At 69.0% G+C, this 25,364-nt stretch carries 21 protein-coding genes; 4 read left to right on the top strand and 17 right to left on the bottom strand.

Going from position 1 to position 25,364, the window contains the following annotated elements; all coding sequences use genetic code 11:
* Positions 1–2 precede the first annotated feature (2 nt).
* Complete coding sequence (locus AB0269_RS03490) at positions 3–872, top strand: fumarylacetoacetate hydrolase family protein (protein ID WP_366209840.1); 870 nt, start codon at positions 3–5, stop codon at positions 870–872.
* Positions 873–926: 54 nt separating this feature from the next.
* On the opposite strand, the gene AB0269_RS03485 is transcribed toward AB0269_RS03490, so the two are convergent.
* From AB0269_RS03485 to AB0269_RS03475, 3 genes are all read right to left on the bottom strand, one after another.
* The gene (locus tag AB0269_RS03485) at positions 927–2,387 is read right to left on the bottom strand and encodes an aspartate ammonia-lyase (protein ID WP_366209839.1); all 1,461 of its coding nucleotides are present in this window, start codon (positions 2,385–2,387) and stop codon (positions 927–929) included.
* Between the two features lie 95 nt (positions 2,388–2,482).
* Positions 2,483–2,818 (bottom strand): peptidase, encoded by a 336-nt coding sequence (locus tag AB0269_RS03480; protein WP_366209838.1) that lies wholly within the window; start codon positions 2,816–2,818, stop codon positions 2,483–2,485.
* On the bottom strand, positions 2,815–4,275 hold the full coding sequence (locus AB0269_RS03475; RefSeq protein WP_366209837.1) for an inorganic phosphate transporter: 1,461 nt from the start codon (positions 4,273–4,275) through the stop codon (positions 2,815–2,817). Before AB0269_RS03475 ends, AB0269_RS03480 begins: the two co-directional genes overlap by 4 nt.
* 154 nt (positions 4,276–4,429) lie before the next feature.
* Between AB0269_RS03475 and AB0269_RS03470 the strand changes: the two genes are divergently transcribed.
* Together AB0269_RS03470 and AB0269_RS03465 are read left to right on the top strand one after the other, a co-directional pair.
* Complete coding sequence (locus tag AB0269_RS03470) at positions 4,430–6,577, top strand: S9 family peptidase (RefSeq protein WP_366209835.1); 2,148 nt, start codon at positions 4,430–4,432, stop codon at positions 6,575–6,577.
* Positions 6,578–6,723: 146 nt separating this feature from the next.
* Complete coding sequence (locus tag AB0269_RS03465) at positions 6,724–7,557, top strand: type IV toxin-antitoxin system AbiEi family antitoxin domain-containing protein (protein ID WP_366209834.1); 834 nt, start codon at positions 6,724–6,726, stop codon at positions 7,555–7,557.
* A 108-nt stretch (positions 7,558–7,665) separates the two neighbouring features.
* Here the strand turns inward: AB0269_RS03465 and AB0269_RS03460 are convergent, their stop codons facing one another.
* The 7 genes from AB0269_RS03460 to AB0269_RS03430 all read right to left on the bottom strand — a co-directional run bounded on the left by AB0269_RS03460 (position 7,666) and on the right by AB0269_RS03430 (position 14,566).
* The gene (locus AB0269_RS03460; protein WP_366209833.1) at positions 7,666–8,694 is read right to left on the bottom strand and encodes an ATP-dependent 6-phosphofructokinase; all 1,029 of its coding nucleotides are present in this window, start codon (positions 8,692–8,694) and stop codon (positions 7,666–7,668) included.
* Between the two features lie 217 nt (positions 8,695–8,911).
* Entirely contained in the window at positions 8,912–11,047 is a 2,136-nt protein-coding gene (locus tag AB0269_RS03455; protein WP_366209832.1) for a DEAD/DEAH box helicase, read from the bottom strand.
* A 142-nt stretch (positions 11,048–11,189) separates the two neighbouring features.
* Complete coding sequence (locus AB0269_RS03450) at positions 11,190–12,146, bottom strand: bifunctional riboflavin kinase/FAD synthetase (RefSeq protein WP_366209831.1); 957 nt, start codon at positions 12,144–12,146, stop codon at positions 11,190–11,192.
* Complete coding sequence (locus tag AB0269_RS03445; RefSeq protein WP_366210494.1) at positions 12,143–12,553, bottom strand: hypothetical protein; 411 nt, start codon at positions 12,551–12,553, stop codon at positions 12,143–12,145. The genes AB0269_RS03450 and AB0269_RS03445 overlap by 4 nt, the downstream gene beginning before the upstream one ends.
* Before the next feature lie 72 nt (positions 12,554–12,625).
* Positions 12,626–12,994, bottom strand: a complete 369-nt coding sequence (locus AB0269_RS03440; protein ID WP_366209830.1) for a hypothetical protein — start codon at positions 12,992–12,994, stop codon at positions 12,626–12,628.
* Positions 12,991–13,884, bottom strand: a complete 894-nt coding sequence (gene truB / locus AB0269_RS03435) for a tRNA pseudouridine(55) synthase TruB (protein ID WP_366209829.1) — start codon at positions 13,882–13,884, stop codon at positions 12,991–12,993. The genes AB0269_RS03440 and truB overlap by 4 nt, the downstream gene beginning before the upstream one ends.
* Positions 13,885–13,930: 46 nt before the next feature.
* Positions 13,931–14,566 carry a hypothetical protein gene (locus AB0269_RS03430; RefSeq protein ID WP_366209828.1) on the bottom strand — a complete coding sequence of 212 codons (636 nt, stop codon included), beginning with the start codon at positions 14,564–14,566 and terminating at the stop codon, positions 13,931–13,933.
* A gap of 57 nt (positions 14,567–14,623) precedes the next feature.
* On the opposite strand from AB0269_RS03430, the gene AB0269_RS03425 reads away from it, so the two are divergent.
* On the top strand, positions 14,624–15,523 hold the full coding sequence (locus AB0269_RS03425) for an A/G-specific adenine glycosylase (protein WP_366209827.1): 900 nt from the start codon (positions 14,624–14,626) through the stop codon (positions 15,521–15,523).
* 2 nt (positions 15,524–15,525) lie between these two features.
* Here the strand turns inward: AB0269_RS03425 and AB0269_RS03420 are convergent, their stop codons facing one another.
* The 7 genes from AB0269_RS03420 to AB0269_RS03390 all read right to left on the bottom strand — a co-directional run bounded on the left by AB0269_RS03420 (position 15,526) and on the right by AB0269_RS03390 (position 25,353).
* The gene (locus tag AB0269_RS03420) at positions 15,526–17,733 is read right to left on the bottom strand and encodes a helix-turn-helix transcriptional regulator (protein ID WP_366209826.1); all 2,208 of its coding nucleotides are present in this window, start codon (positions 17,731–17,733) and stop codon (positions 15,526–15,528) included.
* A gap of 141 nt (positions 17,734–17,874) precedes the next feature.
* A complete protein-coding gene (gene rbfA, locus AB0269_RS03415) occupies positions 17,875–18,306 on the bottom strand; it encodes a 30S ribosome-binding factor RbfA (RefSeq protein WP_366209825.1) in 432 nt (143 codons plus the stop codon).
* Between the two features lie 61 nt (positions 18,307–18,367).
* Complete coding sequence (gene infB, locus AB0269_RS03410) at positions 18,368–21,070, bottom strand: translation initiation factor IF-2 (protein ID WP_366209824.1); 2,703 nt, start codon at positions 21,068–21,070, stop codon at positions 18,368–18,370.
* Positions 21,071–21,164: 94 nt separating this feature from the next.
* A complete protein-coding gene (locus tag AB0269_RS03405; protein WP_366209823.1) occupies positions 21,165–21,437 on the bottom strand; it encodes a YlxR family protein in 273 nt (90 codons plus the stop codon).
* A gap of 40 nt (positions 21,438–21,477) precedes the next feature.
* Positions 21,478–22,461, bottom strand: coding sequence for a transcription termination factor NusA (nusA, locus tag AB0269_RS03400; protein ID WP_366209822.1), 984 nt, complete (start codon positions 22,459–22,461; stop codon positions 21,478–21,480).
* Positions 22,462–22,544: 83 nt separating this feature from the next.
* Positions 22,545–23,564 carry a TIGR00730 family Rossman fold protein gene (locus AB0269_RS03395; protein WP_366209821.1) on the bottom strand — a complete coding sequence of 340 codons (1,020 nt, stop codon included), beginning with the start codon at positions 23,562–23,564 and terminating at the stop codon, positions 22,545–22,547.
* 34 nt (positions 23,565–23,598) lie between these two features.
* On the bottom strand, positions 23,599–25,353 hold the full coding sequence (locus AB0269_RS03390; protein WP_366209820.1) for a proline--tRNA ligase: 1,755 nt from the start codon (positions 25,351–25,353) through the stop codon (positions 23,599–23,601).
* Positions 25,354–25,364: the final 11 nt, after the last annotated feature.

The raw sequence follows: 25,364 nt of genomic DNA, 5'->3' as shown, positions 1-25,364 counted from the left end.
ACATGCGTTTCGCCCATCTCCGCGGCTCCGACTCCTCCGACATCCGGCTCGCCGTCATCGAAGAGTCCACTGCGATCCTTGTCTCCGACCTCCTCTCCCCCGCTCCCGGCACGCTCCAGGAGCTCATCGCCGGCGGAGACGACGCGCTCGAGGCGCTGCGCGAAGCGCTCGCGAACACCGACGCACCGCGGCATCCGCTGGGCGACTTCGGGTTCGCGTCGGCCGTGATCGATCCGCCCGTCGTGCTCGCCGTCGGCTTGAACTACGCCGCGCACTCCAGCGAGCTGGGCCTCAAGACCGACACGGCGCCGACCGTCTTCACGCTCTGGCCCAACTCGCTGACCGGCCACGAGCAGACCACCGCCTGGCCGCGCGCGCTGAGCGAATCCGTCGACTACGAGGCCGAGCTCGGCGTCCTCATCGGCCGCCCGGCCAAGGACGTCACCGCGGATGACGCCCTCGACAGCGTCTGGGGCTACACCGTGGTCAACGACATCACCGCCCGCGACATCCAGTTCGCCGAAGCGCAGTGGTCGCGCTGCAAGTCCTTCGACGGCTTCACCCCGACCGGCCCGTTCGTCGTCACCGCCGATGAGGTTCCCGACCCGCAGGATCTGCACATCTGGGCCGTCGTCGACGGTCAGACCGTGCAGGATGCCAGCACCGGACAGATGGTGCGCTCGGTGGCGACGCTGATCGCCCACCTGTCGCAGTCGATCACGCTTCAGCCGGGCACGCTGATCTCCACCGGGAGCCCGGGAGGCGCCGGCTACTCGCGCGACCCGCAGATCTTCCTGCGCGATCAGTCGACGGTGACGGTCGGCATCGACGGCATCGGCGAGCTGACCACGCACTGCCGCATCCACGGCTGAGGGCATCCCGCCCCGGTCCGGAGCTCGGCGCACGGGCCAGGGCGGGCGCTCCGCTCAGATCTGGATCATGTCCTCCGGCGGGATCACGTTGATCGCCGCGGTCACGGCCTCGAGTCCGGACAGACGCGCAGGCGAGAGCTGCTTGGTGACCTCTTCGCGGGTCATCAGCTCGGCCTCGACCACGAGGTCCGCGACGTTGCGGTTGGTCAGCAGCGCGGTCTTCGCGAGCGCGGCCGCGGCGGCGTACCCGATGAACGGCGTGAGCGCGGTGATCACACCGACGGATGCTCCGACCATCGCGCCGAGTCGATCCTCGTTGGCCGTGATGCCGTCGACGCAGTTGACGCGCAGCGTCCACATCGCCTGACGCATCCAGGTGATCGACTGGAAGATCGAGTGCGCGATCACGGGTTCGAAGGCGTTCAACTGCAGCTGGCCGGCCTCGACGGCCATCGTGACGGTCATGTCGGCGCCCACGACGGAGAAGGCGACCTGGTTCACGACCTCGGGGATCACGGGGTTCACCTTGCCGGGCATGATGCTCGAGCCCGCCTGCTTCGCGGGCAGGTTGATCTCGCCGAGACCGGCCTGCGGGCCGGACGAGAGCAGCCGCAGGTCGTTGCAGATCTTCGACAGCTTGATCGCGTTGCGCTTGAGCGACGACGAGAACGACATGAAGGCACCGGTGTCACTGGTGGACTCGACGAGGTCGCTGGCGGTCTCGAGGTCGAGCCCGCTGATCTCGCGCAGGTGCTTGAGGACGGCCGGCGCGTAGTCGACGTGCGTGGTGATTCCGGTGCCGATCGCCGTCGCACCCATGTTGATCTCGAACATGAGCGACGCGTTCTCGGTGAGACGCGAGTGATCCTCGCCCAGGGTGGTGGCGAAGCCGTGGAACTCCTGACCGAGCGTCATCGGCACGGCATCCTGCAACTGGGTGCGACCGACCTTGAGCACGTCGTGGAACTCGACGGCCTTGCCGAGGAACGAACGACGCAGCAGATCCAGCTCATCCAGGAGCGAGCGCAGGTTCAGCGACAGGCCGATCTTGATCGCCGTCGGGTACACGTCGTTGGTGGACTGGCTGCGGTTGGTGTGATCGATCGGCGAGAGGAAGTCGTAGTCGCCCTTCTCGCGTCCGGCCATCTCGAGCGCGATGTTGGTGATGACCTCGTTCGCGTTCATGTTCGTCGAGGTGCCGGCGCCGCCCTGGATGACCCCGACTGTGAACTGGTCGTGGAACTCGCCGTCGATGACGCGCTGAGCGGCGGCGTAGATCAGATCGGCGCGCTTCGCGTCGAGGACGCCGATCTCCTTGTTCGCACGGGCGCTGGCCTGCTTGACCATCGCGAGCCCGCGGACCAGATCCGGATAGACGGAGATCGGACGCTTCGAGATCGGGAAATTGGCGTCGGCCCTGGCCGTGTGGATGCCCCAGTACGCCTCGGCGGGGATCTCCATGCTCCCGAGCGAATCGGTCTCGGTACGGGTCTGTGCGGGCGCGTCAGATGCCATGTCACTTCCTTGTGGGTGGTGGCGGATGGGTACTCCGGGGGATGCATCCATCCTATGCCGGGTTCGCCGCCTCCGCCGTGGCGGCGCGGGCGTCGTCAGTGGTTGAAGACGATCAGCAGCACGCCGCCGAGGACGGCCAGGCCGCACAGGACGAAGCAGACGCACGCGCCGAAGAACGCGAGCTGCTTCTGCGTCTGCGAGAGCGGACTCTTCAGCGCCGCCTTGGCTGCATGCTTCTCGGCGCGCTTGATCTCCTTCTCGGAGAGGATCGTGATCGCGTCGGTGAACTCCGCAGGGGTCACGACCGGGATGCGCCCGGCGCGCACGAGGAGCCGGAGGCCCGTCGCGTAGAAGCCGACGATGAGCACGGCGCCGACGAACGCGGCGACGAACACGCTCACGAAGGCCATCCAGTCGATCTCGACGCTCATCGCTGTGCCTCCCGACGCTCGGCCTCTTCGTCGGAGACGTCCCACTCGGCCAGCCGTGCGCGTGCACGGCGGCTCGCGCTGAGCGCCTCCCACTCCTCCGCCGCCGTCCGCGCCTCGGCGAGCTTGCGGTTCGCGCGATCAGCGGCCTTGCGGGCCGCCTTGATCTCGGCTTCGGAACCGCCGTTCTTCTTGAGCTTTCGAGCGCGTCGGCCGGCCTTCTCGGCCTCATCCGCCTTGCGCTCGGCTCGCGCCATCGCGCGGACGAGCTCGATGCGCGTCTGCCTGCGCGTGGGCGGCGGCACCTCGGGATGCTCGACGGCGTGGCCGGAGTCGGCGACGTCGCTCATCGCGTTGGCATGGGTGACCTCGTTGCGACGCGACCGCAGGTACAGACCGACGATGATCGCCACCGCCAGGATCGCGTCGATGATGACGCCGGGCGTTCCGAGCCACACCACGACCAGCGCGGCCAGGGCGCCGACACCGCCCGCGGCGGGGAGTGTGAGCAGCCATCCGAGCGCGATGCGACCGGCCGTGCGCCAGCGGACCTGCGAGCCCCGCCTGCCCAGACCCGATCCGATCACCGAGCCGGACGCCACCTGCGTGGTCGAGAGGGCGAACCCGAGAGCGCTGGATGCGAGGATCGTGGCCGCGGTCGAGCTCTCGGCAGCGAAGCCCTGCGCCGGCTTGACCTCGGTGAGGCCCTTGCCCAGCGTGCGGATGATCCGCCAGCCGCCGAGATAGGTCCCGAGCGCGATCGTGACCGCGCACGACACGATCACCCACAGCTGTGGCTCGTGGTGAGCGCCCGACTGCCATCCGACCGTGATCAGAGCGAGGGTGATGACGCCCATGGTCTTCTGCGCGTCGTTGGTGCCGTGGGCGAGCGCGACCATCGACGACGTGAAGATCTGGCCGAGGCGGAACCCGGAGCGGCCGTCCGGCTTGCCGTCGTAGCGCCGGGTGATGCCGTACGCGATCTTCGTCGCGGCGAAGGCGATGATCCCGGCGGTCAGCGGGGCGATCAGAGCCGGCAGAACGACCTTCGACAGCACGACGCCGAAGTTGATGCCGGCCGTGCCGACACCGACCAGGGTCGCGCCGATCAGTCCGCCGAACAGCGCGTGCGACGAGCTCGACGGCAGCCCGAGCAGCCACGTGAGCATGTTCCAGGTGATCGCGCCGATGAGTCCGGCGAAGATCAGCGACGGCAGCAGCGCGTGCGAGATGTCGCCCTCGTTGACGATGCCGCCCGAGACGGTCTTGGCGACCTCGGTCGACAGGAACGCGCCGACGAGGTTGAGCAGTGCCGCCAGCAGCACGGCCGTCTTGGGCTTGAGGGCTCCCGTCGCGATGGGCGTCGCCATCGCGTTGGCGGTGTCATGGAAGCCGTTGGTGAAGTCGAAGAACAGTGCCAGTGCGATCACCAGCACGACGATGAGGGCTGCGGTTTCCACCGTTCGCTTTCAGGTCGACGAGAAAGGATGGTGCCGACGCCGTCGGCGTGACGAACGAAGAGTTCATCGTGGGTTTGTTTTCCGTTAACCGGCCCGCCCAATCCTCGCACCGTCGTCACCACCGGTCAACTCGACAGCGACTAGCGTGGTGAGGGTGACCAACGCCCCCGCCGCAGCCCGCCGCTCGCACATCCGCACCCACCACGGCGACTCGTTCGACGACCCGTACGAATGGCTGCGCGAGAAGGATTCGCCCGAGGTCGTCGCGCACCTCGAGGCCGAGAACGCCTACACCGACGCCGCCACCGCGCACCTCGCCGATCTCCGCGAGACGCTGTTCCAGGAGATCAAGGGGCGGGTCCAGGAGACCGACCTCTCCGTGCCGTCGCGCCGCGGCGACTGGTGGTACTACAGCCGCAGCGAGGAGGGCTCGCAGTACGGCATCCACTGCCGCGCGGCGGCCGCGCCAGACGACTGGACGCCGCCGACGCTCGAGCCGGGGGTTCCCGTTCCCGGTGAGGAGATCCTGCTCGACGGGAACGTCGAAGCCGAGGGGCATGAGTTCTTCTCACTCGGCTCCTTCGACGTCTCGGATGACGCGACCAGACTCCTGTGGGCGCCGGACTACGACGGCGACGAGCTGTACACGATCCGCGTGCGCGACCTGACCACGGGCGAGACGCTGGCCGATGAGATCCCCCGCACCGGCGGCGGCTTCTTCACGCCCGACGGCACCGCGATCGTCTACACGACCCGCGACGATGCCTGGCGCCCCGACACGCTGTGGCTTCACCGTCTGGGCACGGCCGTCGACGAGGACGTGAAGCTCTTCCACGAGCCGGACGAGCGCTTCTGGCTGGGGGCCGGGATCACGCGCAGCCGCCGCTATCTCGTCATCGGGGTGGGCTCGAGCATCACCAGCGAGGAGTACCTCGTCGACCTGCGCGGCGAGATCACAGCCGAGCCTCAGCTGATCTGGCCGCGCGTCGAAGGCGTCGAGTACGAGATCGAGCACGCTGTCGTCGACGGCGAGGACAGGCTGCTGATCCTGCACAACCAGGACGCGCTCGACTTCGAACTCGTCTCCGTCGCGGCATCCGACCCGCGGGGTCCGCGTCGCGTGATCATGGCGCATGAGCCGGGCAGGCGCATCCTCGGTGTGGACTGCTTCCGCGACTTCGGGGTCGTCGGGTACCGCAGCGAGGGACTCGAGCGGATCGGTCTGTTCGACTACTCCTCCGACGCCGTCGAGGAACTCGGTTTCGACGAACCGCTGTTCTCGGCGGGACCTGCCGGAAACCCGGAGTGGCACTCCCCCTTCCTGCGACTCTCGTACACCTCGTTCGTGACGCCCGCGACCGTCTACGACCTCGATCTCGAGACGCGCGAACTCCTGCTGCGCAAGCAGCAGCCGGTGCTGGGCGGCTACGACCCGTCCGAGTACGGCCAGGAGCGGCGCTGGGCCGAGGCCGCCGACGGCACCCTGGTGCCGATCTCCCTCGTCTGGAAGCGCTCGTTCGGCGACCCGGGCGCGGGTCTGCGACCGGTGCACCTCTACGGCTACGGCTCGTACGAGCACTCGATCGACCCCGGATTCTCCGTCGCCCGGCTCTCGGAGCTCGACCGCGGCGTCGTGTTCGCGGTCGCGCATGTGCGGGGCGGCGGCGAGATGGGCCGCGGCTGGTACGAGGACGGCAAGCTCCAGCACAAACGGAACACCTTCACCGACTTCGTCGCGTGCGCCGAGCACCTCATCGCGACCGGCGTCACCTCGGCCGAGCGGATGGTGGCCGAGGGCGGGAGCGCCGGGGGCCTGCTGATGGGCGCGGTCGCGAACCTGGCCCCGTCGACGTTCGCCGGCATCCTGGCATCCGTTCCGTTCGTGGACGCGCTGACGTCGATCCTCGACCCGTCGCTGCCGCTGACGGTCATCGAGTGGGACGAGTGGGGCGACCCGCTGCACGATCCCGAGGTGTACGCCTACATGAAGTCGTACACGCCGTACGAGAACGTCCGATCGGACGTCGCGTACCCGAAGATCCTCGCGATGACCTCGATCAACGACACCCGTGTGCTGTACGTGGAGCCGGCGAAGTGGGTCGCCGCCCTTCGACATGCCGGCGCGAAGGATGTGCTCCTCAAGTGCGAGATGGCCGCTGGCCACGGCGGGGTGAGCGGGCGTTACAACGCGTGGCGCGAGCGCTCCTTCGAACTCGCGTGGATGCTGGACGCCCTCGGTCTCGCCTCGCCCGGGCGCCCGGTCGTTCCCCGAGATCAGGACGAATCACCCAGCGCAGGATGATTCCACCCGATTCCTCCTGTCCTCGGTCATTCCTCCTGATCTCGGGGTGAGCGTCCTCAGTCCACAACTGGCCCTGACTTGGCTGCTTTCCCCTGCTCGTGGACTGACGGCCACCTGCTCGGTGGAGGATCCGGCATTGTGAACGCATGCTCCTCGAGGAATGGATGCGACGACACGACGGCGTGGCGCACACCTCGCAGGTCTACGCTGCCGGTTTCAGCAAGCGCACTGTGGCCGCCGCCGTGCAGAGCGGACGGATGCTGCGTGTACGCCGCTCCTGGCTCGTTCTCCGCGACTGCCACCCTGATCGAGCGGCCGCGGCGAGGGCCGGCGGACGACTCACCTGTGTGAGCGCCGCCCGATCACTGGAGCTGTGGGTTCCGGTGCACGAGCACGTGCACGTGGCCGTGTCGCCGACGTCAGCGCGTTTCGATGCACATGGGCTGCGCGTCCACTGGTCGAACGGCCCAGCCCCGTTCGCGCCACGGGCGGCCGTCGACCCGCTGATCAACGTGCTGTTCCACGTCGCTCGATGCCAGCCTCAGCCCGATGCCCTCGCGATCTGGGAGTCTGCGCTCAACAAAGGTCTGATCGGCGCCGAAGCGTTGCGCCGCGTGGCCTGGCGGAGTGAGAGAGCCGCGGCATTGGCCGCGCTGGCATCTCATCTGTCCGATTCCGGGCTGGAGACCCACTTCGTCGATCTCATGCGTGCGATCGGGGTGACGCCCCGCCAGCAGGTGTGGATCGACGGGCATCCAGTGGACACCCTCATCGGCCACCGACTCGTCGTGCAACTGGACGGATTCGCCTTTCACAGCGACGCGGCTGCGCGCAGACGCGACATCGCCGCGGACGTGCGATTGAGGCTGCTCGGGTACACGGTGCTCCGCTTCGACTACCAGCAGGTGCTGTTCGATCCGGAGTTCGTGCGAGATTCGGTGCTGACAGCGATCGCTCAGGGGCTGCATCTCTCCGCATGACGGTGTCCGAGATCAGGACAAAGCACCCCGCTCAGGACGAATCCCACAGAAAGCTCCTGATCTGGGCCGAGGCTCCTGTTCTCGGGACGCCCGCCCGACGGCGGTGGCTCAGCCGAAGAGGGCTGCGGCCTCATCGTAGCGGTAGCGCGGGACGGTGTTGAGCTCGCCCAGCGCCTCCTCGAACGGCACGCGCACGATGTCCGTGCCCTTCATCGCCACCATCTGCCCCCACGCGCCGTCGACGATCGCATCGGCGGCGTGAAGACCGAGGCGGGTGGCGAGCACCCGGTCGAACGCGGAGGGCGATCCGCCGCGCTGGATGTGCCCGAGGATCGTCGCTCGCGTCTCCACGCCGGTGATCTGCTCGATCAGCGGTGCGAGCTGGTCTCCGATGCCGCCGAGGCGCGGGCGGTTGAACGCATCCAGACCCTTGTCGCTGTACGCCTCGTCCATGCCCTTGAGCTTGAAGCCCTCCGACACGACGACCAGCGGAGCGCGGCCCCGGTCATGAGCGCTCGTCACCTGAGCCGCGATCTCGTCGATCGACATCGGCACCTCGGGGATGCAGATCGCGTGAGCACCTGCGGCCATGCCCGCGTGCAGGGCGATCCAGCCGACGTGGCGCCCCATGACCTCGGCGACCATGCAGCGCTGGTGCGAGTCGCCGGTGGTGCGCAGCCGGTCCATCGCGTCGGTGGCGATGTTGACCGCTGTGTCGAAGCCGAACGAGTAATCGGTCGCGCGCAGGTCGTTGTCGATCGTCTTCGGCACGCCCAGGACCTTGATGCCGTCCTTCGAGAGCCGGTCGGCTGCAGCCAGAGTTCCCTCGCCGCCGATCGCGATGATGCCGTCGATCTTGTGGCCGTAGAGAGTCTTGGCGATGTTCTCGGCACCGCCCCGCTCGCCCTCGTAGGGGTTGGTGCGGCTGGTTCCGAGGATGGTCCCGCCGATCTTCGAAAGTCCCTTGACCTCGTGGCGGGTCAGCGGCATGAAGTCGCCCTCGACGACGCCGCGCCACCCGTCGCGGATGCCGACGAACTCCAGATCGTACGACGTGGTGCCCTTGAGCACGACGCCGCGGATCACCGCGTTGAGGCCGGGGCAGTCGCCGCCGCTGGTGAGGATGCCGATCTTCATGCTGATGCCTTCGGGTGATTCGGGGGTGGGGGACGGGCGACGCTGCCTGCTCTCGACCCTAGTGGGCATCACAGGCTGATGCCATTCGGATGCGGTGAGAACACCGGATCTTGCGACCGATTCTGCGGCGAATCCTCAATCCTGCGCGGATGCCGCACGATCGCACGGAAAACCCCCGCAAGAATCGACATTCTTGCGGGGGTTAGACAGGGGCGTCTCAGGCTCCCAGCGCCTCGCGCAGCAGGTGCATGAGCGCAGCCAGTTGCACCGACTCGCTCGCCGCCTCATCGACGGCCTCGCCGTCGAGAGCGCGGGCCGCGAGGCCCTGCTTCTGGTCGATGAGCTCGGCGATCTTCGTGTCGATCGTGTGCGCGGCGATGATCCGCCACGCGGTGACCGGCTCGTCCTGGCCGATGCGGTGCACGCGATCGATCGCCTGCGTCTGCTCGGCCGCGGTCCAGCTGAGCTCCGCGAGCACGACGTTCGACGCCGCCTGCAGGTTGAGCCCGACACCCGCCGCGGTGAGCGAGCAGACCGCGATGCCGACGCCCTCGTCGCCGTTGAAGTCGTCGATGGCCTGCTGGCGCGCTGGAGTCGTCTGGTCGCCGCGTATCGAGACGTAGCGGATGCCGGATGCCGCGAAGTGCGCCTCGGCCTGATCCATCACGTCGATGTGCTTGGCGAAGAAGACGACCTTGCCGACCGAGCGCTGCAGCTGGGCCGCGTAGTCGGCGGCGAGCACGGCCTTGGCCTGACCGATCTTGCGCACCATCGTGAAGACGTTGTCTCCCCCGGTGCCTGCGGCCTTGGACTCCTCGAGCTCCCCCGTCGCGACGAGGCGGACGATGTCGTCGTCGATCTCGCCGGCGGCGAGCCCGCGGTCGCCGCGCGCCTCGATGATGCGCCGGTACTTGGCTGCCAGCCGCTCCCCCAGCTCGCGCTCCGCCTGGCGGATGCTGCGGCCGAACTCGTCGTCCAGCTGCACGGGGAGGTCGGCGATGAGCTTGTCGGGCAGGTCGGCGGCGACGTCCTTCTTCTTGCGCCGCACGATGCCCATCGAGATCACGGCATCCCGTGCCTCGCCGTAGAACGCCTTGTCGGCGGGCGTGAGGCCGGTGGCGTCGAGCTTCGTCATGAGCTCGCTGCCCGGCTTGTCGCCGGTGGTCCAGCCGAGGAACCGCCAGATCGCGTCGAAGTCCTCGACGTCGTTGATCAGCGGGGTTCCGGTCAGAGCCATCATCAGCGGATCGCGCTTGCGCTCACGAATGCGGGAGGCGAGGGCGAGAACGTTCTGCGACCGCTGCGACGTGAGGTTCTTGATGAAGTGCGCCTCGTCGACGACCATGCCCTGCAGCCCGATGGATCCCAGCCACGACAGGTGCCGGTCGAGGATCTCGTAGTTGACGATGAACACGTCGGCGAACGCGTCGATGTCGGCGCCGTCGCCCTGGATGACGGTCGCACGGCGCTGCGGCGTCCACCGCTCCACCTCACGCGCCCAGTTCATCTTCACGACGTTGGGGACGACGACGAGCAGCGGGTACGCGTCGGCGAGGGATGCCGCGAGAACCGACTGGGCGGTCTTGCCGAGGCCGGGCTCGTCGGCGAGCAGGAAGCTGCGGTGACCGGCGCGAACCGACTCGAGGAAGCGCGACTGGTGCACCATGACCTCGAGGCCCTTGGGCGAGATGTGATCGTACTCGGGCACCGGAGGCAGCTCCATGGTGGCCGAAGCTCCACCGGCGCCGGTCTCGAAGGCCTTGTACAGCGGGCCCATGAGCTCCCAGCCGTCCAGGCGGCGGCGCGGCGTCGTCGCCTGTCGCGGTGTGAGATCCGGTGCGAGGAACGGGTTCGCGAGCTGCCGGGACTCGACCGAGGGCGGCGTCACCTGCTTCTCGGCGAGAGCCGCCGGCACGACAGGCGTCTGCACGGGGGCGATGTCGGCGATGATGAGCTCCTCCGGCGCGAGCTCGGCGCCGGATTCGAGCAGCCAGTCGCGACGCATCCGCTTCGCGACGGGCGAGGTCGCCTGATCGGCCTCGAGGAGCTGGATGAGCGAGGTGTCGCGGGCGGCGGTCTTCGCCAGGATCGTCGCCACGCCGTCGAGCCGCTTGAGCAACTCGGCGCGTGCGGCATCCGCGAACGCGTCATCCGCCTTCACTCTGGCGCGCTCCTCGCGCACCAGGAACGCGATGACCTGGAACTTGACCCGGTTCGTCGGGCCGAGCTTGCCACGCTGCGCCTTCGCCTCGATCTCGCGCACCTTGCGCGCGAGGATCGGGATCAGCGGGGCCTCGTCGTCTCGACGAGATGTCTTCCTGCGCCGCGTCGCGGCGGGTGCCGAAGTCGGCATGCTCCTCCTGAGCGTGAATACCGGGCCGCCATCGGAGACGGCCCTGCCGTACGAGTCATCCGCGTGTGGCGTGAGCCAGGACCGTGCGGACGTCGTTCTCGCGCTCAGCGGTGCGAGCGCACCGCAACGTCGAGAACCAGAGTCATTCTACGGCATCCGCGCCCAGAATCGCTCGGGCCGCGTCGACATCCGCCGACATCTGGACCATCAGCGCGTCGATGCCGTCGAATGCGACCATCCCGCGCAGCCGCTGCGTGAACTCGATCGTCACGTCGTGACCGTACAGGTCGAGTCCGTCGTGATCGATCACGTGCGCCTCCACCTGGCGGACGATCACGTCGTCGAATGTGGGGTTCGTGCCCACCGACACGGCGGCGGGGAAGCGCTCACCCGTGGTGTGGTCGTGAAGCCACCCGGCGTACACACCGTCCGCGGGGACGAAGGCGTCGACCGTCTCGGACAGGTTCGCCGTGGGGAAGCCGAGCTCGCGCCCGCGCTTGAGGCCGTGCACGACCTCGCCGCGCACGTCGACGGGGCGCCCGAGCACGCGCGCCGCCATCGTCACGTCGCCCTGGGCGAGCAGTTCGCGGATCCAGCTCGACGAGACCCGGCGCTCCGAGTCGTCCAGGTACACGTCGTCGACGACGTCGACCGTGAAGCCGAAGCGGGGGCCGAGCTCGCGCAGCAGGTCCGGAGTACCGGCGCCGCGGTGCCCGAATCGGAAGTCGCCGCCGACGAGCACGGTCGACACGTTCAGAGCACCGACGAGGATCTCCTCGACGAATGCCTCCGGTGCGAGCGAAGCGAGCTCCCTGTCGAATGTGAGCAGGAGGGTCGCATCCAGCCCCAGCTCCCCCAGCAGCTCGAGCTTCCGCTCGACCGAGACGACGTTGTCGGGGCATATCTCCGGACGCAGCAGTGCCAGGGGGTTGCGGTCGAACGTGACCGCGACCGAGCGGGCTCCCGTCGTCGCGGCATCCGCCTCGAGTCGGTCGATGACCGCGCGGTGGCCGGCGTGCACACCGTCGAACTTTCCGATCGCGACGGCCGAGCGGCCGAAGTCGCCCGGCACCTCGCCGGGCCCTCTGAAGACGATCACGCGACGACCTCGACGCCCGCGGGACGAACCGCAGGACGATGCGTGCGCAGCCACCAGATGCCGAACATCGGCAGCACGAGCGGGATGAACAGATACCCGCGGCCGAACACCGACCACACGGAATCGTGCTGGAACAGCTCGGGGTGGGTGAGACTGAGGGTGCCGACGACGAGGACGCCGACGAGCTCGAAGACGATGGCCACCCAGGCGATGGTGTACCAGCCGCGGCGTCCGGCCAAAACGAGACCGAGCGTCGCGATGATGTAGACGACCGCGGCGAGCGCGGACAGCGAGTACGCCAGCGGCGCCTCGTCGAAGCGGCGCACGATCTGCACGAAGCTGCGGCCGGTGGCGGCGAGCGCCATCACGGCGTAGACGATGACGAGAACACGGCCGATGCCGGTCATCCGAGAGCGGGGCTGGGTGGTGCTCATAGCGCCTTCCATCCTAAGCGCGCGCGGGCGCGCCGGATGCCGGGGTCAGGCGACCTGGACCGTCCAGATGACCTCCATGCGCCACAGCATGATGGCGACGGCGAACGCGACGACGCCGAGGATCACCGTGCTCCACCTGCTCCGTTCGAGCAGGGCCCACACGACTCCGCCGACGGGCAGCAGCGCTGCCGAGATCAGGTACACCCAGAACTCCAGCAGATCCCCGGTCGGCGGGTTGCCCGCAAGAGGCGCGACGATCGCCATGACGATCTGGACGATCAGCAGCACCTCGACGAGCGCGAGCGCACCGACCGTGTAGTCGCTCGGGCGCCGGCCGACGAGCCCCGCGATGACGGCGAAGAGTCCGACGGCGACGGCGATGACGACCTGCAGGGTGGTGAACCACAGGATCACGGCTTCTCCTCCGGCATGTTCATGGCGCTCTTGAGGTCGCGCCCACGGCGTTCGACGATCCCGACCAGAGCACCGGCGGGGTCGACCGCGGCCGCGAACGGGCCGTGCAGCCGGTCCGCTCCGTCGACGAGCCGTTTGCCATGCCGGAGGTCGCGTGCCTCGTCGGCCGTGACGTCGAGCTGCGGCATGACCCGCGCCGCAGCCTGGGCCGGCGTGAGCACGGCATCCGGGTCGATGTCGTCGAGTTCGGCGGCATCGGTGACGTCGAACGGTCCGATCCTCGTGCGCCGCAGCGCCGTCAGGTGCCCGCCGACCCCGAGCGCATCGCCCAGATCGCGCGCGAGTGCGCGGATGTACGTGCCGGACGAGCAGTCGACGACGACGTCGAGATCCATGACACCCTCTCCACGCCGCTCGGCGAGCACGTCGAAGCGTGAGACGGTGACCTCACGCGCCGCCAGCTCAACCTCCTCACCGGCCCGCACGCGATCGTAGGCGCGGCGACCGTCGACTTTGATCGCGGACACCGCGCTCGGCACCTGGGAGATCTCTCCGGTCAGCGCGGCGATGCCCTCGCTGATGCGCTCCGCGGTGACGGCATCCACGTCGGCGATGAGCGCTCGGCGCGTGATCTCCCCGTCGGCGTCATCTGTCGAGGTCGCCTGACCGAGTCGGATGGTGGCGAGGTACGTCTTGTCGGCGCCGACGATGTACGTCAGCAGCCTGGTCGCGCCTTCGATGCCGAGGACGAGGAGTCCGGTGGCCATCGGGTCGAGCGTGCCTGCGTGCCCGATCTTGCGCGTGCCGGCGGCCCGGCGGGTGCGCGCCACGACGTCGTGACTGGTGATGCCCGCAGGCTTGTCGATGAGGAGGATGCCGGGCGCGACCATTCCTCCAGCCTACCGAGGCTCTCGGCCGCGCCGTGCCCCGCCGCGGTCAGCCGCAGCTCTCGTACGGCGGCTGATCCAGCGACGTGACGGTGACCGCGTTCACCTGGTCGCCGCCGTAGAACTCGAAGAACACGGTGCTCTCTCCGGACGGCACGCTCAACCAGGTGCCGTCGCCGATCGGGGCTTCCCCTTCGCCCGCGTCCGGGTGCTGCTCGAGCACCTCGTCTCTCGTGGAGCCGATGCCGAGCCCGTCCTCGGTGCGCGGGCCGACTCCTGCTTCGACCGGGTCGGCGGCCGAGGCGGATGCCAGGACGATCGACGCGTCGTCGGACTCGGCATCCCGGAGGAAGTTCACGAGGTAGCTCTGATCCTCGGCGTTCCACCACGCCATCCACGAGCAGTTGTCGTCGTTCATCCAGGAGTCGGGGAGCTCGGCGAGCGTGGCGTCGAAGTCTCCGCCCAGCTGGACCGGGCCGATGCCGTTACCCGTGACCGCCCACGACGACGGGTCCGCCGGGTCGACGCCGGCATCGGAGGTGGGCGACGGCGACGGCTGCTCCGCCGTCGGCGTCGGCGCCGGATCGGACGCAGTGCTCTCCGGTCCTGGCGCTGCCGTCGCGCAGCCGGAGAGCACGAGTGCTCCGACGACCATGGTCAGTGCGATGCTGCGTCTGCGAGTCATGAAGGCTCCTTCACTCTCCCCCCGGTGAGTTCCCAGCGCTCCACATAGGCTAACGAGGTGACTGCTCGTTCGACACCCCCAGTGCGCATCGCCGACAAGGTGTCCGATTGGTACCGCTCCTCGGCGCGCGATCTCCCGTGGCGGCGCGAGGAATTCCATGATCGTTACGGGGCCTGGGGCACGCTGGTGAGCGAGTTCATGCTTCAGCAGACGCCCGTCACGCGAGTCATTCCGCACCTGACGGCGTGGCTGGAGCGCTGGCCCGATCCTGCCGCGATGGCCACGGCGTCGCCCGCCGACGTCGTGCAGCAGTGGGCGAACCTCGGGTACCCGCGTCGTGCACTGTGGCTGCACCGCGCAGCGATCGAGATCACAGAACGGCACGGCGGCGACGTGCCCCGCGACATCGACGCGCTGCTGGCGCTGTCCGGCATCGGCGACTACACCGCGCGGGCCGTCGCGACGTTCTCGTACGGCGACCGGCACCCGGTCGTCGACACCAACACGCGGCGAGTGATCGCGCGGGCGATCGAGGGCAGATCGCAGCCGGGAGCGGCGTCGCGGCGCGATCTCCTCGCGATGGCGGAACTGCTGCCGGAGTCCGCGGCCGAGTCCGCCCTTTTCAACGCCGCCATGATGGAGCTGGGGGCTGTCGTCTGCACCGCCCGCTCCCCCCGCTGCGATCGCTGCCCCATTCAGGGCACGTGCGCGTGGGTCGCGGCCGGTCGGCCGGACACCGGTGACGCGCGCCCGCGCCAGGCCCGATACGAGGGATCGGATCGTCAGGCGCGCGGGGCGGTGATGAAGGCGCTGCGGGATGCCGCGCCCGACGGCGTCGCACTGGACGCCGTTATCCACGACTGGGTCGATGCACCGCAACGCGATCGTGCGATCCATTCGCTGATCGGCGACGGTCTCGCAGAGGCGTCGGATGGCATGCTCCGTCTGCCGCGCTGAGGTCAGAACACGCGTCCGGCCCTGTGCGCCATGACTGCGAGCTCGACCCGGTTGCGGGCGCCGAGCTTGTCGAACAGGTGCCGCACGTGCACCTCGACGGTCCGAACCGAGACGTCGAGCGCCGTCGCGATCTCGCGGTTCTCGGAGCCGGCGGCCACGCGCATCGCGACCTCGAGCTCGCGCTGCGTCAGCAGCGTCTCCCACGCCGCTCTTCCCGCCGCCAGCGCGTCGTCGTCGCGGATCACCGCGATCGGGTCTGTCATCGGGTCGCTCATCGCGTCCTGCGTCGTGCGCACACCGGCGATCCGAGCATCCATCGCGCGCTTCCACGCGTGCGCTCCCGCATCCTCGAACAGCCTGCGCGCGGCGCGCAGATGGCGACGGCCGCCCGGCAGATCGCCGTGCACCAGCGACGTCGATCCCAGGAGCGCCTCGACCCTGCCGCGCTCGAACGATGACGTGAGCGTTCTACCGGCTTCGGCGATCTCGCCGTGCTCGTGCCGCCACGACGATTCGGTCAGACCGCGGATGCGCTGAAGCAGCGACCTGGCGGCGCTCGCATCGGGTGGTTCGACCCGCCTCCGATCGACGAACGGCCCGACCTCTTCCAGTCCCGCCAGCGCGAGCGCGGGTTCCGGCGCTCCGCGGTCACGCCACAGCGCGATGTCCGTCGCGGCCTGCTCGGATTCTCCGAGGAGATATGCGCTCAGCCCGCTGTCCACGAGCGTGTCGATGCGGATGCCATCGGGCAGCGTCTCGGAGATCGCCCGGGCGACGGGACCAGACACGCCGTCGATCGCGATGTCGATGCGCTGAGCGAGCACGGCCCCCAGCCCGGCGAACGGGATGCCGACGGGAACGCGCAGCGCGGCGGCGGCGAGGCACGCCCGAGCATCTTCGATGTCACCGCTCCAGAAGCGCAGCAGCGCATCCGTGACGGCGAGATAGGCGCCTGCCAGAGGGCTGCCCTCGAAGCCCGGGATGAGCGGATCGTCCTCCGGCACGGACAGCGCGCTGCGCGCGAGGCCTCGCAGCCCCTCGACGGCGTCCCCGTTCATGGCGGAGCGCAGGGCATCGAGCAGCGCACCGGAGAACGTGCCCCCGGCCCCGATCGGGTCGGCATCGGCTTCGCCGGTCAGCATCCAGCACAGGGCGACGGCCGGGTCGCGCATCTTCCCGGCCGCACCTGCCGTCGTGTCGGCCTCACGTGCTTCGGCGAGCCAGGAGCGCATGGCAGAGGTCGCTCCGCGTTCGGCGCACAGGACGGCGGCGAGGCCCGTCGTGCGCGCCCAGGCCCGCCACTGCCGTGGATCCCCCGTGCGCGGGGGCCGCGCGTCGGCGTCGAGGGTCGGGATCGTGCCGCGTGCACAGGCCTGTGCGATCAGCAGGGCCGTCGACGAGCCCGCGCGCACGGCGTGGCTCGGACTCGACGCGAGATCCGTGAGCAGGTCGTTCGCGTCGTCGAAGCAGCCGGCCGACGCCGCTGCCGTGCCGGCGATCAGGAGCGCCCGCTCGCGCCATGCCTGCTCCGCGTGCTCTGCCGCCTCGCTCGCGAAGGCGAACGCGCGATCCGCATCCCCACGATCCCGCAGCTCGCAGGCCGCGGTCGTCAACGACGATGCGACCTCCGGGTGGCGTTCGACGGCACCGCGCGCCGCATGCCAGGCGGCGATCGCCTCGTCACCACGCAGGCGGTGGGCGCGTTCCAGCTTCCGGTGCGCGGATGCCGTCTCCTGCGGTGTCGCGACGTGCTGCAGCCAGATCGCTGTGCGCCGTCGCGTCAGCGCGAATCGACCGTTGGAGGCGCGCAGGTGATCGGCGATGCCGGGCCTGAGCAGGTCCTCCGCGGAGCGCGAGGAGGCGATGAGCAGCGGCTCGAGATCGTCGTCGATGCTGAGAGCGGCGGCCAGGACCGTGAGCCGATCCTCGTCGCGCACGTCAAGACCGGCGCAGACCGCCTCGACCGACGGCACCAGAGGCAACAGCGACGGGAGCATCCGCTGCCCGGAGCGCTGCGCTGCTGTCAGAGCCGCCGCGACCTCCTTGACGGCCGCCCTGTCGCCATCGAGTTCGCGAACCAGCCGGGCGATGACGTGCGGAGCGGTCGAGAGCCCTGACGAGTTGAGATCGGCGGTAATGTCAGACACCGTCGTGTGCTCGTCGGCGACCTGCGGCTGCTGCCGCAGGCCCTCCTGCCATGTCGTCGTCACTGGATCGATTCCCCCCGAAATCCTGATCGCGCATGGTCGGCGTCGCCGACAATGCGGGTCAGGCTATCAACGGGAGGACCGCCCTACCAGGGCAGAAGTCCCCATCCGGGCTCAGCCGGAGGGGTCCTCGAGGATCGCGATTCAGTCCTCGTCCGGGGCATCCGCGCGGACGTACGGGTCCGCGTCGCCGGCGTGCTTGGCCGATGACGCGAGCTTCGCGACCTCGGCATCGCGCTCCTGCGCCTGGCGCAGCAGCGCGGTGATGTTGTCGGCGTTCTCGGGCAGCGCGTCGGGGATGAACTCCAACGTCGGCACGAGACGGGTGCTGAGCTGGCGTCCCACCTCGCTGCGCAGCATCCCTGTCGCCGACGCCAGGGCGGCACCGCTCGAGACGCGCTCCTCCTCCGTGCCGAGCACGGTGTAGAAGACGGAGGCGTGCTGGAGGTCGCCGGAGACGCGCACGTCGGTGATCGTGACGAATCCGAGGCGCGGGTCGCGCAGCCCCTTCTCCAGACGCTCGGCCAGGATGACGCGGATGCGGTCCGCCAGACGGGCCTGTCGTTCTCCAGCCATTACCTTCTCCTTCTGTGACGAATGAGGGGCGCCCGCAGGCGCCCCTCACGAATCGATCGGATCAGCCGCGCGGCTTCTCCACCATCTCGGTCGTCTCGATCTCGTCGCCGACCTGGATGTCGTTGTACTTGCCGAGGCCGATACCCGCCTCGAAGTCCGTGCGGACCTCGGTGACGTCATCCTTGAACCGGCGCAGCGACTCGATGGCCAGGCCGTCGGCGAGGACGACGCCGTCGCGGATGACGCGCGCCTTCGCGTTGCGCGTGATCGTTCCGGAGCGGACGATGACACCGGCGATATTGCCGAACTTCGAGGAGCGGAACACCTCGCGGATCTCGGCGACACCCGACTGGACCTCTTCGAACTCCGGCTTGAGCATGCCCTTGAGGGAGTTCTCGATCTCGTCGATCGCGGCGTAGATGACCGAGTAGAACCGGACGTCCACGCCCTCGCGAGCCGCGGCCTCACGGGCCTTGGTGTCGGGACGCACGTTGAAGCCCACGATGATCGCGTTGTCGATCGTCGCGAGGTTCACGTCGGATTCGGTGATCGCACCCACACCGCGGTGGATGATCCGCAGCTGCACGGAGTCGTCGACCTCGATCTTGAGGAGCGACTCCTCCAGCGCCTCGACGGCACCGGACACGTCGCCCTTGATGATGAGGTTGAGCGTCTCGACCTTGCCCTCTTCGAGAGCACGGGTGAAGTCCTCGAGCGAGATGCGCTTGCGGGCCTTGGCCAGCAGGGCGTTGCGCTCGACGGCTTCGCGCTTCTCGGCGATCTGACGCGCCATGCGGTCTTCCTCGGTGACGATGAAGACGTCGCCGGCGCGCGGCACGGAGTTCAGACCCTGCACCTGCACCGGACGCGAGGGCGCGGCCTCGTCGACGGCTTCGCCGTTCTCATCGAGCATCGCGCGCACGCGGCCGTAAGCGGTGCCTGCGACGATCGAGTCGCCGACGCGCAGCGTTCCGGACTGGATGAGCACCGTGGCGACCGAGCCGCGGCCCTTGTCGAGCTTCGCCTCGATGGCCACACCGCGTGCTGCCTTGTTCGGGTTCGCCGTGAGGTCGAGTCCGGCGTCAGCGGTCAGCAGGACGGCGTCCAGCAGCTCCTGGATGCCGGTTCCCTGACGGGCCGAGACATCGACGAACATGACATCCCCGCCGTACTCCTCGGCGACCAGACCGTACTCGGTGAGCTGCTGGCGCACCTTGGCCGGGTTGGCGTCGGGCTTGTCGACCTTGTTCACCGCGACCACGATCGGCACGTTCGCGGCCTGGGCGTGGTTCAGGGCCTCGACCGTCTGCGGCATGATGCCGTCGTCGGCCGCGACCACGAGGATCGCGAGGTCGGTGACCTGCGCACCGCGGGCACGCATGGCGGTGAACGCCTCGTGACCCGGGGTGTCGATGAACGTGATCGCACGTTCGATCTCCTCGTGCTCCGTCCAGACCTGGTAGGCACCGATGTGCTGGGTGATGCCGCCGGCTTCGCCCTCGATGACGTTGGTCTTGCGGATCGCGTCGAGCAGTCGCGTCTTTCCGTGGTCGACGTGACCCATGACGGTGACCACCGGCGGGCGGATCTCGAGGTCGTCCTCGCTCTCCTCGGCCAGTTCCTTCTCGAGGTCGAGACCGAAGCCCTCCAGGAGCTCCTTGTCTTCGTCCTCGGGCGAGACCATCTGGATCTTGTAGCCGAGCTCTTCACCGAGGACCTCGAAGGTGGCCTCGTCCAGCGACTCGGTGGCCGTGGCCATCTCGCCGAGGTTGAAGAGGATCGTGACGAGTGTTCCCGGCTGAACCGTGTAGCCCGTCAGTGTCTCGATCTTGTCCGCGAAGTCGGCGATCGATGCACCGCGGCGCATGCGGATGGTCTCCCCGTTGCCGCGGGTGACGTTGACGCCACCGACGACGGGAGCATCCCGCATCTCGAATTCCTGCCGCTTCGCCCTGCGCGACTTGCGCTGCTTGGACTTGCCGCCTCCCTTTCCGAAGGCGCCGGCGGTGCCACCGCCGGGTCCACGACCGCGACCGCCGCCACCACCGGGACGACCGGCGAAACCGCCGCCCGGACGTGCACCGGGACCGCCGGCACCCGGACCGCCGCCCGGACGACCGGGGCCGCCGGAGCGCTGCTGGAACGGAGCACCGGGACGACCGCCCTGACCGCCGCGCGGCGCGCCGGGACGGGGGGAACCAGGACGCGGAGCGCCCGGACGGGGCGCGCCGGGGCGCGGAGCCTGCGGACGCGGGATGTTGCCCGGCGTCGGGCGCTGGCCCATTCCCTGCGAGGACGCGAACGGGTTGTTGCCGGGGCGGGGGCCCGCGGGACGCTGGCCCATGCCCTGCGAGGACGAGAACGGGTTGTTGCCGGGGCGAGGCGCACCCGGCTTCGGGGCGCCCTTGTCGGCCGAGGGAGCGGGAGCCGCAGGTGCGGGCGTCTCCGCAGCCGGTGCTGCGGGCGCCTCTGCGGCGGGCTTCTCCTCGGCGGTCGGCTTCGGACCGGGCTTGGGCCCGGGGGTCGGCGCCTTGGGGCCGGGCTTGGCGGTCGTCTGCGAAGCCGCTGCGGGCTTCTCGTCGGCCTTGGGCTTGATCGCCCCGTCCGCCTCGATGGCGGCACGGAGCTTGCGAGCCACCGGCGGCTCGATCGTCGAGGACGGGCTCTTGACGAACTCGCCGAGCTCCTTCAGCTTCGCAAGCGCGACCTTGCTGTCGACGCCGAGTTCAGCGGCGATCTCATGTACGCGTGGTTTACCAGCCACAATTCTCCTGTCTGGGTCGGTCTGCCCAGACAGGGCAGACCACTAGTCGCGGACGGGTCTCATTTCGAGCCGTTCACTTTGTTTCCATAGCCGTTCAGCCTTTGTTTCTCTGGCGATGCTTTTCGATGGTCTGCGAGACGGCGGCTTCGGGGAACCCGATGGATGCCGACACGCGGAGTGCACGGGCGAAAGCCCGGCGCCTCATGGCGCCATCCAGGCATTCCTGCGTCGGATGCACCCACGCGCCCCTCCCCGGCATCACAGCGCGCTCATCGAAGATGAGGACGTTCTGGGAGGCCACCACTCTGAGGAGAGCGGATCGGGAAGCACGCATGCGACAACCGACGCATGTCCGTACGGGTTCCATCTTACACCGCGAGGCTGAGGGACGACTCCGCGACGCGGGGTCAGTCCAGGATGCTGTCGGGCTGGATGTCGATCTTCGCGCCGGTCAGCTTCGCGGCCAGACGGGCGTTCTGCCCCTCCTTGCCGATGGCGAGCGAGAGCTGGTAATCGGGTACCAGTGCACGGACGGCCTTGGTGCCGGCATCCAGCACGAACGAGCTCGTCACCTTCGCCGGCGACAGGGCGTGCGCCACGAACGTGGCGAGATCGGCGTCGTGGTCGACGATGTCGATCTTCTCGCCGGCGAGCTCCTCGGTGACGGCGCGGACGCGCCGTCCGAGCTCGCCGATGCAGGCACCCTTGGCGTTGATGGACGGATCGTTCGCCTTCACGGCGATCTTCGTGCGGTGGCCGGCCTCGCGGGCGAGCGAGACGATCTCGACGAGCCCTGCGGCGATCTCCGGAACCTCGAGCGCGAACAGCTTGCGCACGAGGCCGGGGTGGGTGCGCGAGACGGTGATCTGCGGGCCCTTCAGGCCCTTCGCGACGCTGGTCACGTACACGCGCAGTCGCGAACCGTGCGCATACTCCTCGCCAGGGACCTGCTCCTCAGGCGGCAGGATGGCTTCGACGCTGCCGAGGTCGACGTGGATCATCCGCGGGTTGGGGCCCTGCTGGATGACTCCGGCGACGATGTCGCCCTCCTTGCCGCGGAACTCCCCCAGCACCGCGTCGTCGGCGATGTCGCGCAGACGCTGGCTGATGACCTGCTTCGCGGCGAACGCGGCGATACGGCCGAAGTCATCGGGGGTGGCATCCTCTTCGCCGATCACGGCACCCTCGTCGTCGGTGACGGGCTGGAGGACCGCGACGTGGCCCGTCTTGGTGTCGAGGTCCACACGGACGCCGGCCGGGATCGCGCCGTCAGGCGAGACGTGCTTGCCGTAGGCGGTCAGGATGGCCTGCTGGATGATGTGGACGAGTTCGTCGAAGGGGATGCCCTTCTCCTTCTCGATCCCTCGCAGCAATCCGAGTTCAATGTCCATGACGGCCTCCGTATTCAGCTCTTCGCCGCGGCATCCTGCACGCGCGGCATCCGTACTACGATACCCGCTCCGCGCAGGGGCTGTCAGTCGACGGCCGACCCCAGACCGTTGATCGCGTCGATGAGGCGATACAGGCCCCCGACCTCGCGCTGCCCGAGGTGGAGTGCGAGGCGAGGGAGGTCGACGACGTCGCCGTCGGAGACCTCGACCGGCTGCGCGTCGACGCGTTCGATGCGGCCGCGCGCCAGGATCGAGGCGAACTGCTCGTTGAGATCGTCGATCTCGGTGTCCTCGGGCCGATGCTTCAGTCGGAGCACGAGCAGGTCACCGACCCAGCGGAGCGAATGGTAGTTGCGCCAGAAGCCGGTGATCTCGGCGACGGCCTCCTCTGCGGAATCGGTCACGAGCACGCGGTCGAAGTCGTTCGGCGAGATCACACCGGCGGGGATCAGCGTGTCGATCACGAAGCGCTCGAGCCCGCGCCAGAACGTGCCGCCGGGCTCGTCGAGCAGCACGATGGGCACGGGTTCAGCCTTGCCGGTCTGCTGCAGGGTGAGCAGCTCGAACATCTCGTCCATGGTGCCGAAGCCGCCGGGCAGGCAGATGAAGCCGGTGGATTCCTTGACGAGCATGAGCTTGCGGGTGAAGAAGTACTTCATCTCGACGGAGTGGGTCTCATCCGCGATGACGGCGCTGGGCTTCTCCTCGAACGGCAACCGGATGGACACTCCCAGCGCCATCCGCTCCCCCGCCCCGTCGGCGGCGGCCTCCATGATGCCGGGACCGGCACCGGTGACGACCATCCAGCCGCGATCGGCCAGCGCCTCCGCGACAGAGCGCGCCTGACCGTAGAGCGGGTCGTCCTGCTTCGTGCGGGCCGACCCGAAGACGGTGACCTTGGGAACGCCAGCGAACGGCTGGAACAGGCGGAACGCGTCGCGCATCTCGGTGAGCGCGGCCGACGTGATCTTCAGGTTCAGGCGGTCGGTGCCGTCCTGTCCGAGTCGGATGCCGGACTGGAGGATGCGGGAGATCAGAGTGCGGTTGGCGGTCACGCCCGCCTCGTCCATCAGTGCGTCGATCCGGGTGCGCAGCTCGTCCATGCCCCTACTCTCGCATGCCGGTCGGCCGAACAGGTCAGCCGCGCAGGCGCTCCAGTGCCGCGTCGAGAGACAGTGCCTCGCGCTCCCCTGTGCGGCGATCCCAGAGCTCGACCTGGCCATCGGCGGCGCCGCGGCCGACCACCAGGACGCGCGGCACGCCGACGAGCTCGGCGTCGCCGAACTTCACCCCGGGCGAGACCTTGGGGCGGTCGTCGTAGAGGACGTCGAGACCGGCGGCTTCGAGATCGGCTGCGGCCTGCTCGGCGACCTCGAACGCGACCTGGTCGCGCCCTGCGGCGACGACGTGCACGTCGAAGGGCGCGACGGACGCCGGCCAGATCAGGCCCTTGTCGTCGTTGTTCAACTCGGCGATGATCGCGAGGATGCGGGTCACGCCGATGCCGTACGAGCCCATCGTGACGGTGACGAGCTTGCCGTTCTCGTCGAGGACCTTGAGCCCCAGCGCCTCGGCGTACTTGCGGCCCAGCTGGAAGACGTGACCGATCTCCATGCCGCGTGCGAGCGACACGGGGCCGGAGCCGTCCGGGGCGGGGTCCCCGTCGCGGACGTTCGCGATCTCGACGATGCCGTCGGCGGTGAAGTCGCGGCCGGCGACGACCGAGTGCGCGTGCTTCTGGTCGACGTTCGCGCCGGTGATCCAGCGGGTGCCGTCCGAGACGCGCGGGTCTACGAGATAGCGGATGCCGGTGGCGGACTCCTCGCCGAGGACCGCGCCGGTGGGCGACCAGGGGCCGATGTAGCCCTTGACGAGCAGGGGGTTGGCCTCGAAGTCCTCGGGTGTCGCGGTCTCCACCTCAGCCGGCGCGAAAGCGACCTCTGCGCGCTTGGCGTCGACCTCGCGGTCGCCGGGGATGCCGACGACGACGAGTTCGCGTGTGCCGTCCAGGTGGCGCAGGGCAAGCACGACGTTCTTCAGCGTGTCGGCTGCCGTGACCTCGCGGTCGAGCACGGCGTTCGAGTGCGCGACGAGCGTCTCGATCGTCGGGGTGTCCGGGGAGTCGAAGATCGTCGCCTCCGGCGCGTCGTCGAACGGGACGGCATCCGGGACAGCGGTCGTGAACGCCTCGACGTTCGCGGCGTAGCCGCCCTCGCTGCGGACGAACGTGTCCTCGCCCACCGGGGTCGGGTGCAGGAACTCCTCCGAGCGGGAACCGCCCATGGCACCGGCATCCGCCTGCACGATCGCGTAGTCGAGCCCCAGGCGCTGGAAGATCCGCTCGTAGGCGTCGCGCTGTGCCATGTAGCTCGTGTCGAGGCCGGCATCCGAGGCGTCGAACGAGTAGGCGTCCTTCATCGTGAACTCGCGGCCGCGGAGGAGCCCTGCGCGAGGGCGCGCCTCGTCGCGGTACTTGTCCTGGATCTGGAAGATCGTCAGCGGCAGGTCCTTGTACGACGAGTACAGGTCCTTCACCAGCAGCGTGAACGCCTCTTCGTGAGTCGGGGCGAGCAGGTAGTCGCCGCCTTTGCGGTCCTGCAGGCGGAACAGCAGGTCGCCGTACTCATCCCAGCGGCCGGTGGCCTCATAGGCCTCGCGGGGCATGAGGGCCGGGAAGTGCACCTCCTGCGCGCCGGCGGCGGCCATCTCCTCGCGGATGACGGTCTCGATCTTGGCCTTGACCTTGAGTCCCAGCGGCAGCCAGGCGAAGATGCCGGCGGCCTGCGGCCGGATGTACCCGGCGCGGATCAGCAGCCGGTGACTGGCTACCTCGGCACCTGCCGGGTCTTCGCGAAGCGTACGGAGGAAGAATTTCGAGAGACGTGTGACCACGCGTCAAGTCT

This window comes from Microbacterium sp. NPDC077644 (assembly GCF_040702785.1).
Classification (GTDB): domain Bacteria; phylum Actinomycetota; class Actinomycetes; order Actinomycetales; family Microbacteriaceae; genus Microbacterium.
This window is presented reverse-complemented; position numbering and strand designations above follow the sequence as displayed.

What these genes read in the sequence shown, in the direction of transcription:
- AB0269_RS03460 (WP_366209833.1), bottom strand. Translation starts at nt 8,694, where the DNA reads ATGAAGATCGGCATCCTCACCAGCGGCGGCGACTGCCCCGGCCTCAAC.
- AB0269_RS03455 (WP_366209832.1), bottom strand. Translation starts at nt 11,047, where the DNA reads ATGCCGACTTCGGCACCCGCCGCGACGCGGCGCAGGAAGACATCTCGT.
- AB0269_RS03405 (WP_366209823.1), bottom strand. Translation starts at nt 21,437, where the DNA reads ATGGAACCCGTACGGACATGCGTCGGTTGTCGCATGCGTGCTTCCCGA.
- AB0269_RS03465 (WP_366209834.1), top strand. Translation starts at nt 6,724, where the DNA reads ATGCTCCTCGAGGAATGGATGCGACGACACGACGGCGTGGCGCACACC.
- nusA (WP_366209822.1), bottom strand. Translation starts at nt 22,461, where the DNA reads ATGGACATTGAACTCGGATTGCTGCGAGGGATCGAGAAGGAGAAGGGC.
- AB0269_RS03480 (WP_366209838.1), bottom strand. Translation starts at nt 2,818, where the DNA reads ATGAGCGTCGAGATCGACTGGATGGCCTTCGTGAGCGTGTTCGTCGCC.
- rbfA (WP_366209825.1), bottom strand. Translation starts at nt 18,306, where the DNA reads ATGGCTGGAGAACGACAGGCCCGTCTGGCGGACCGCATCCGCGTCATC.
- AB0269_RS03430 (WP_366209828.1), bottom strand. Translation starts at nt 14,566, where the DNA reads ATGACTCGCAGACGCAGCATCGCACTGACCATGGTCGTCGGAGCACTC.
- AB0269_RS03395 (WP_366209821.1), bottom strand. Translation starts at nt 23,564, where the DNA reads ATGGACGAGCTGCGCACCCGGATCGACGCACTGATGGACGAGGCGGGC.
- truB (WP_366209829.1), bottom strand. Translation starts at nt 13,884, where the DNA reads ATGGTCGCGCCCGGCATCCTCCTCATCGACAAGCCTGCGGGCATCACC.
- AB0269_RS03445 (WP_366210494.1), bottom strand. Translation starts at nt 12,553, where the DNA reads ATGACCGGCATCGGCCGTGTTCTCGTCATCGTCTACGCCGTGATGGCG.
- AB0269_RS03485 (WP_366209839.1), bottom strand. Translation starts at nt 2,387, where the DNA reads ATGGCATCTGACGCGCCCGCACAGACCCGTACCGAGACCGATTCGCTC.
- AB0269_RS03490 (WP_366209840.1), top strand. Translation starts at nt 3, where the DNA reads ATGCGTTTCGCCCATCTCCGCGGCTCCGACTCCTCCGACATCCGGCTC.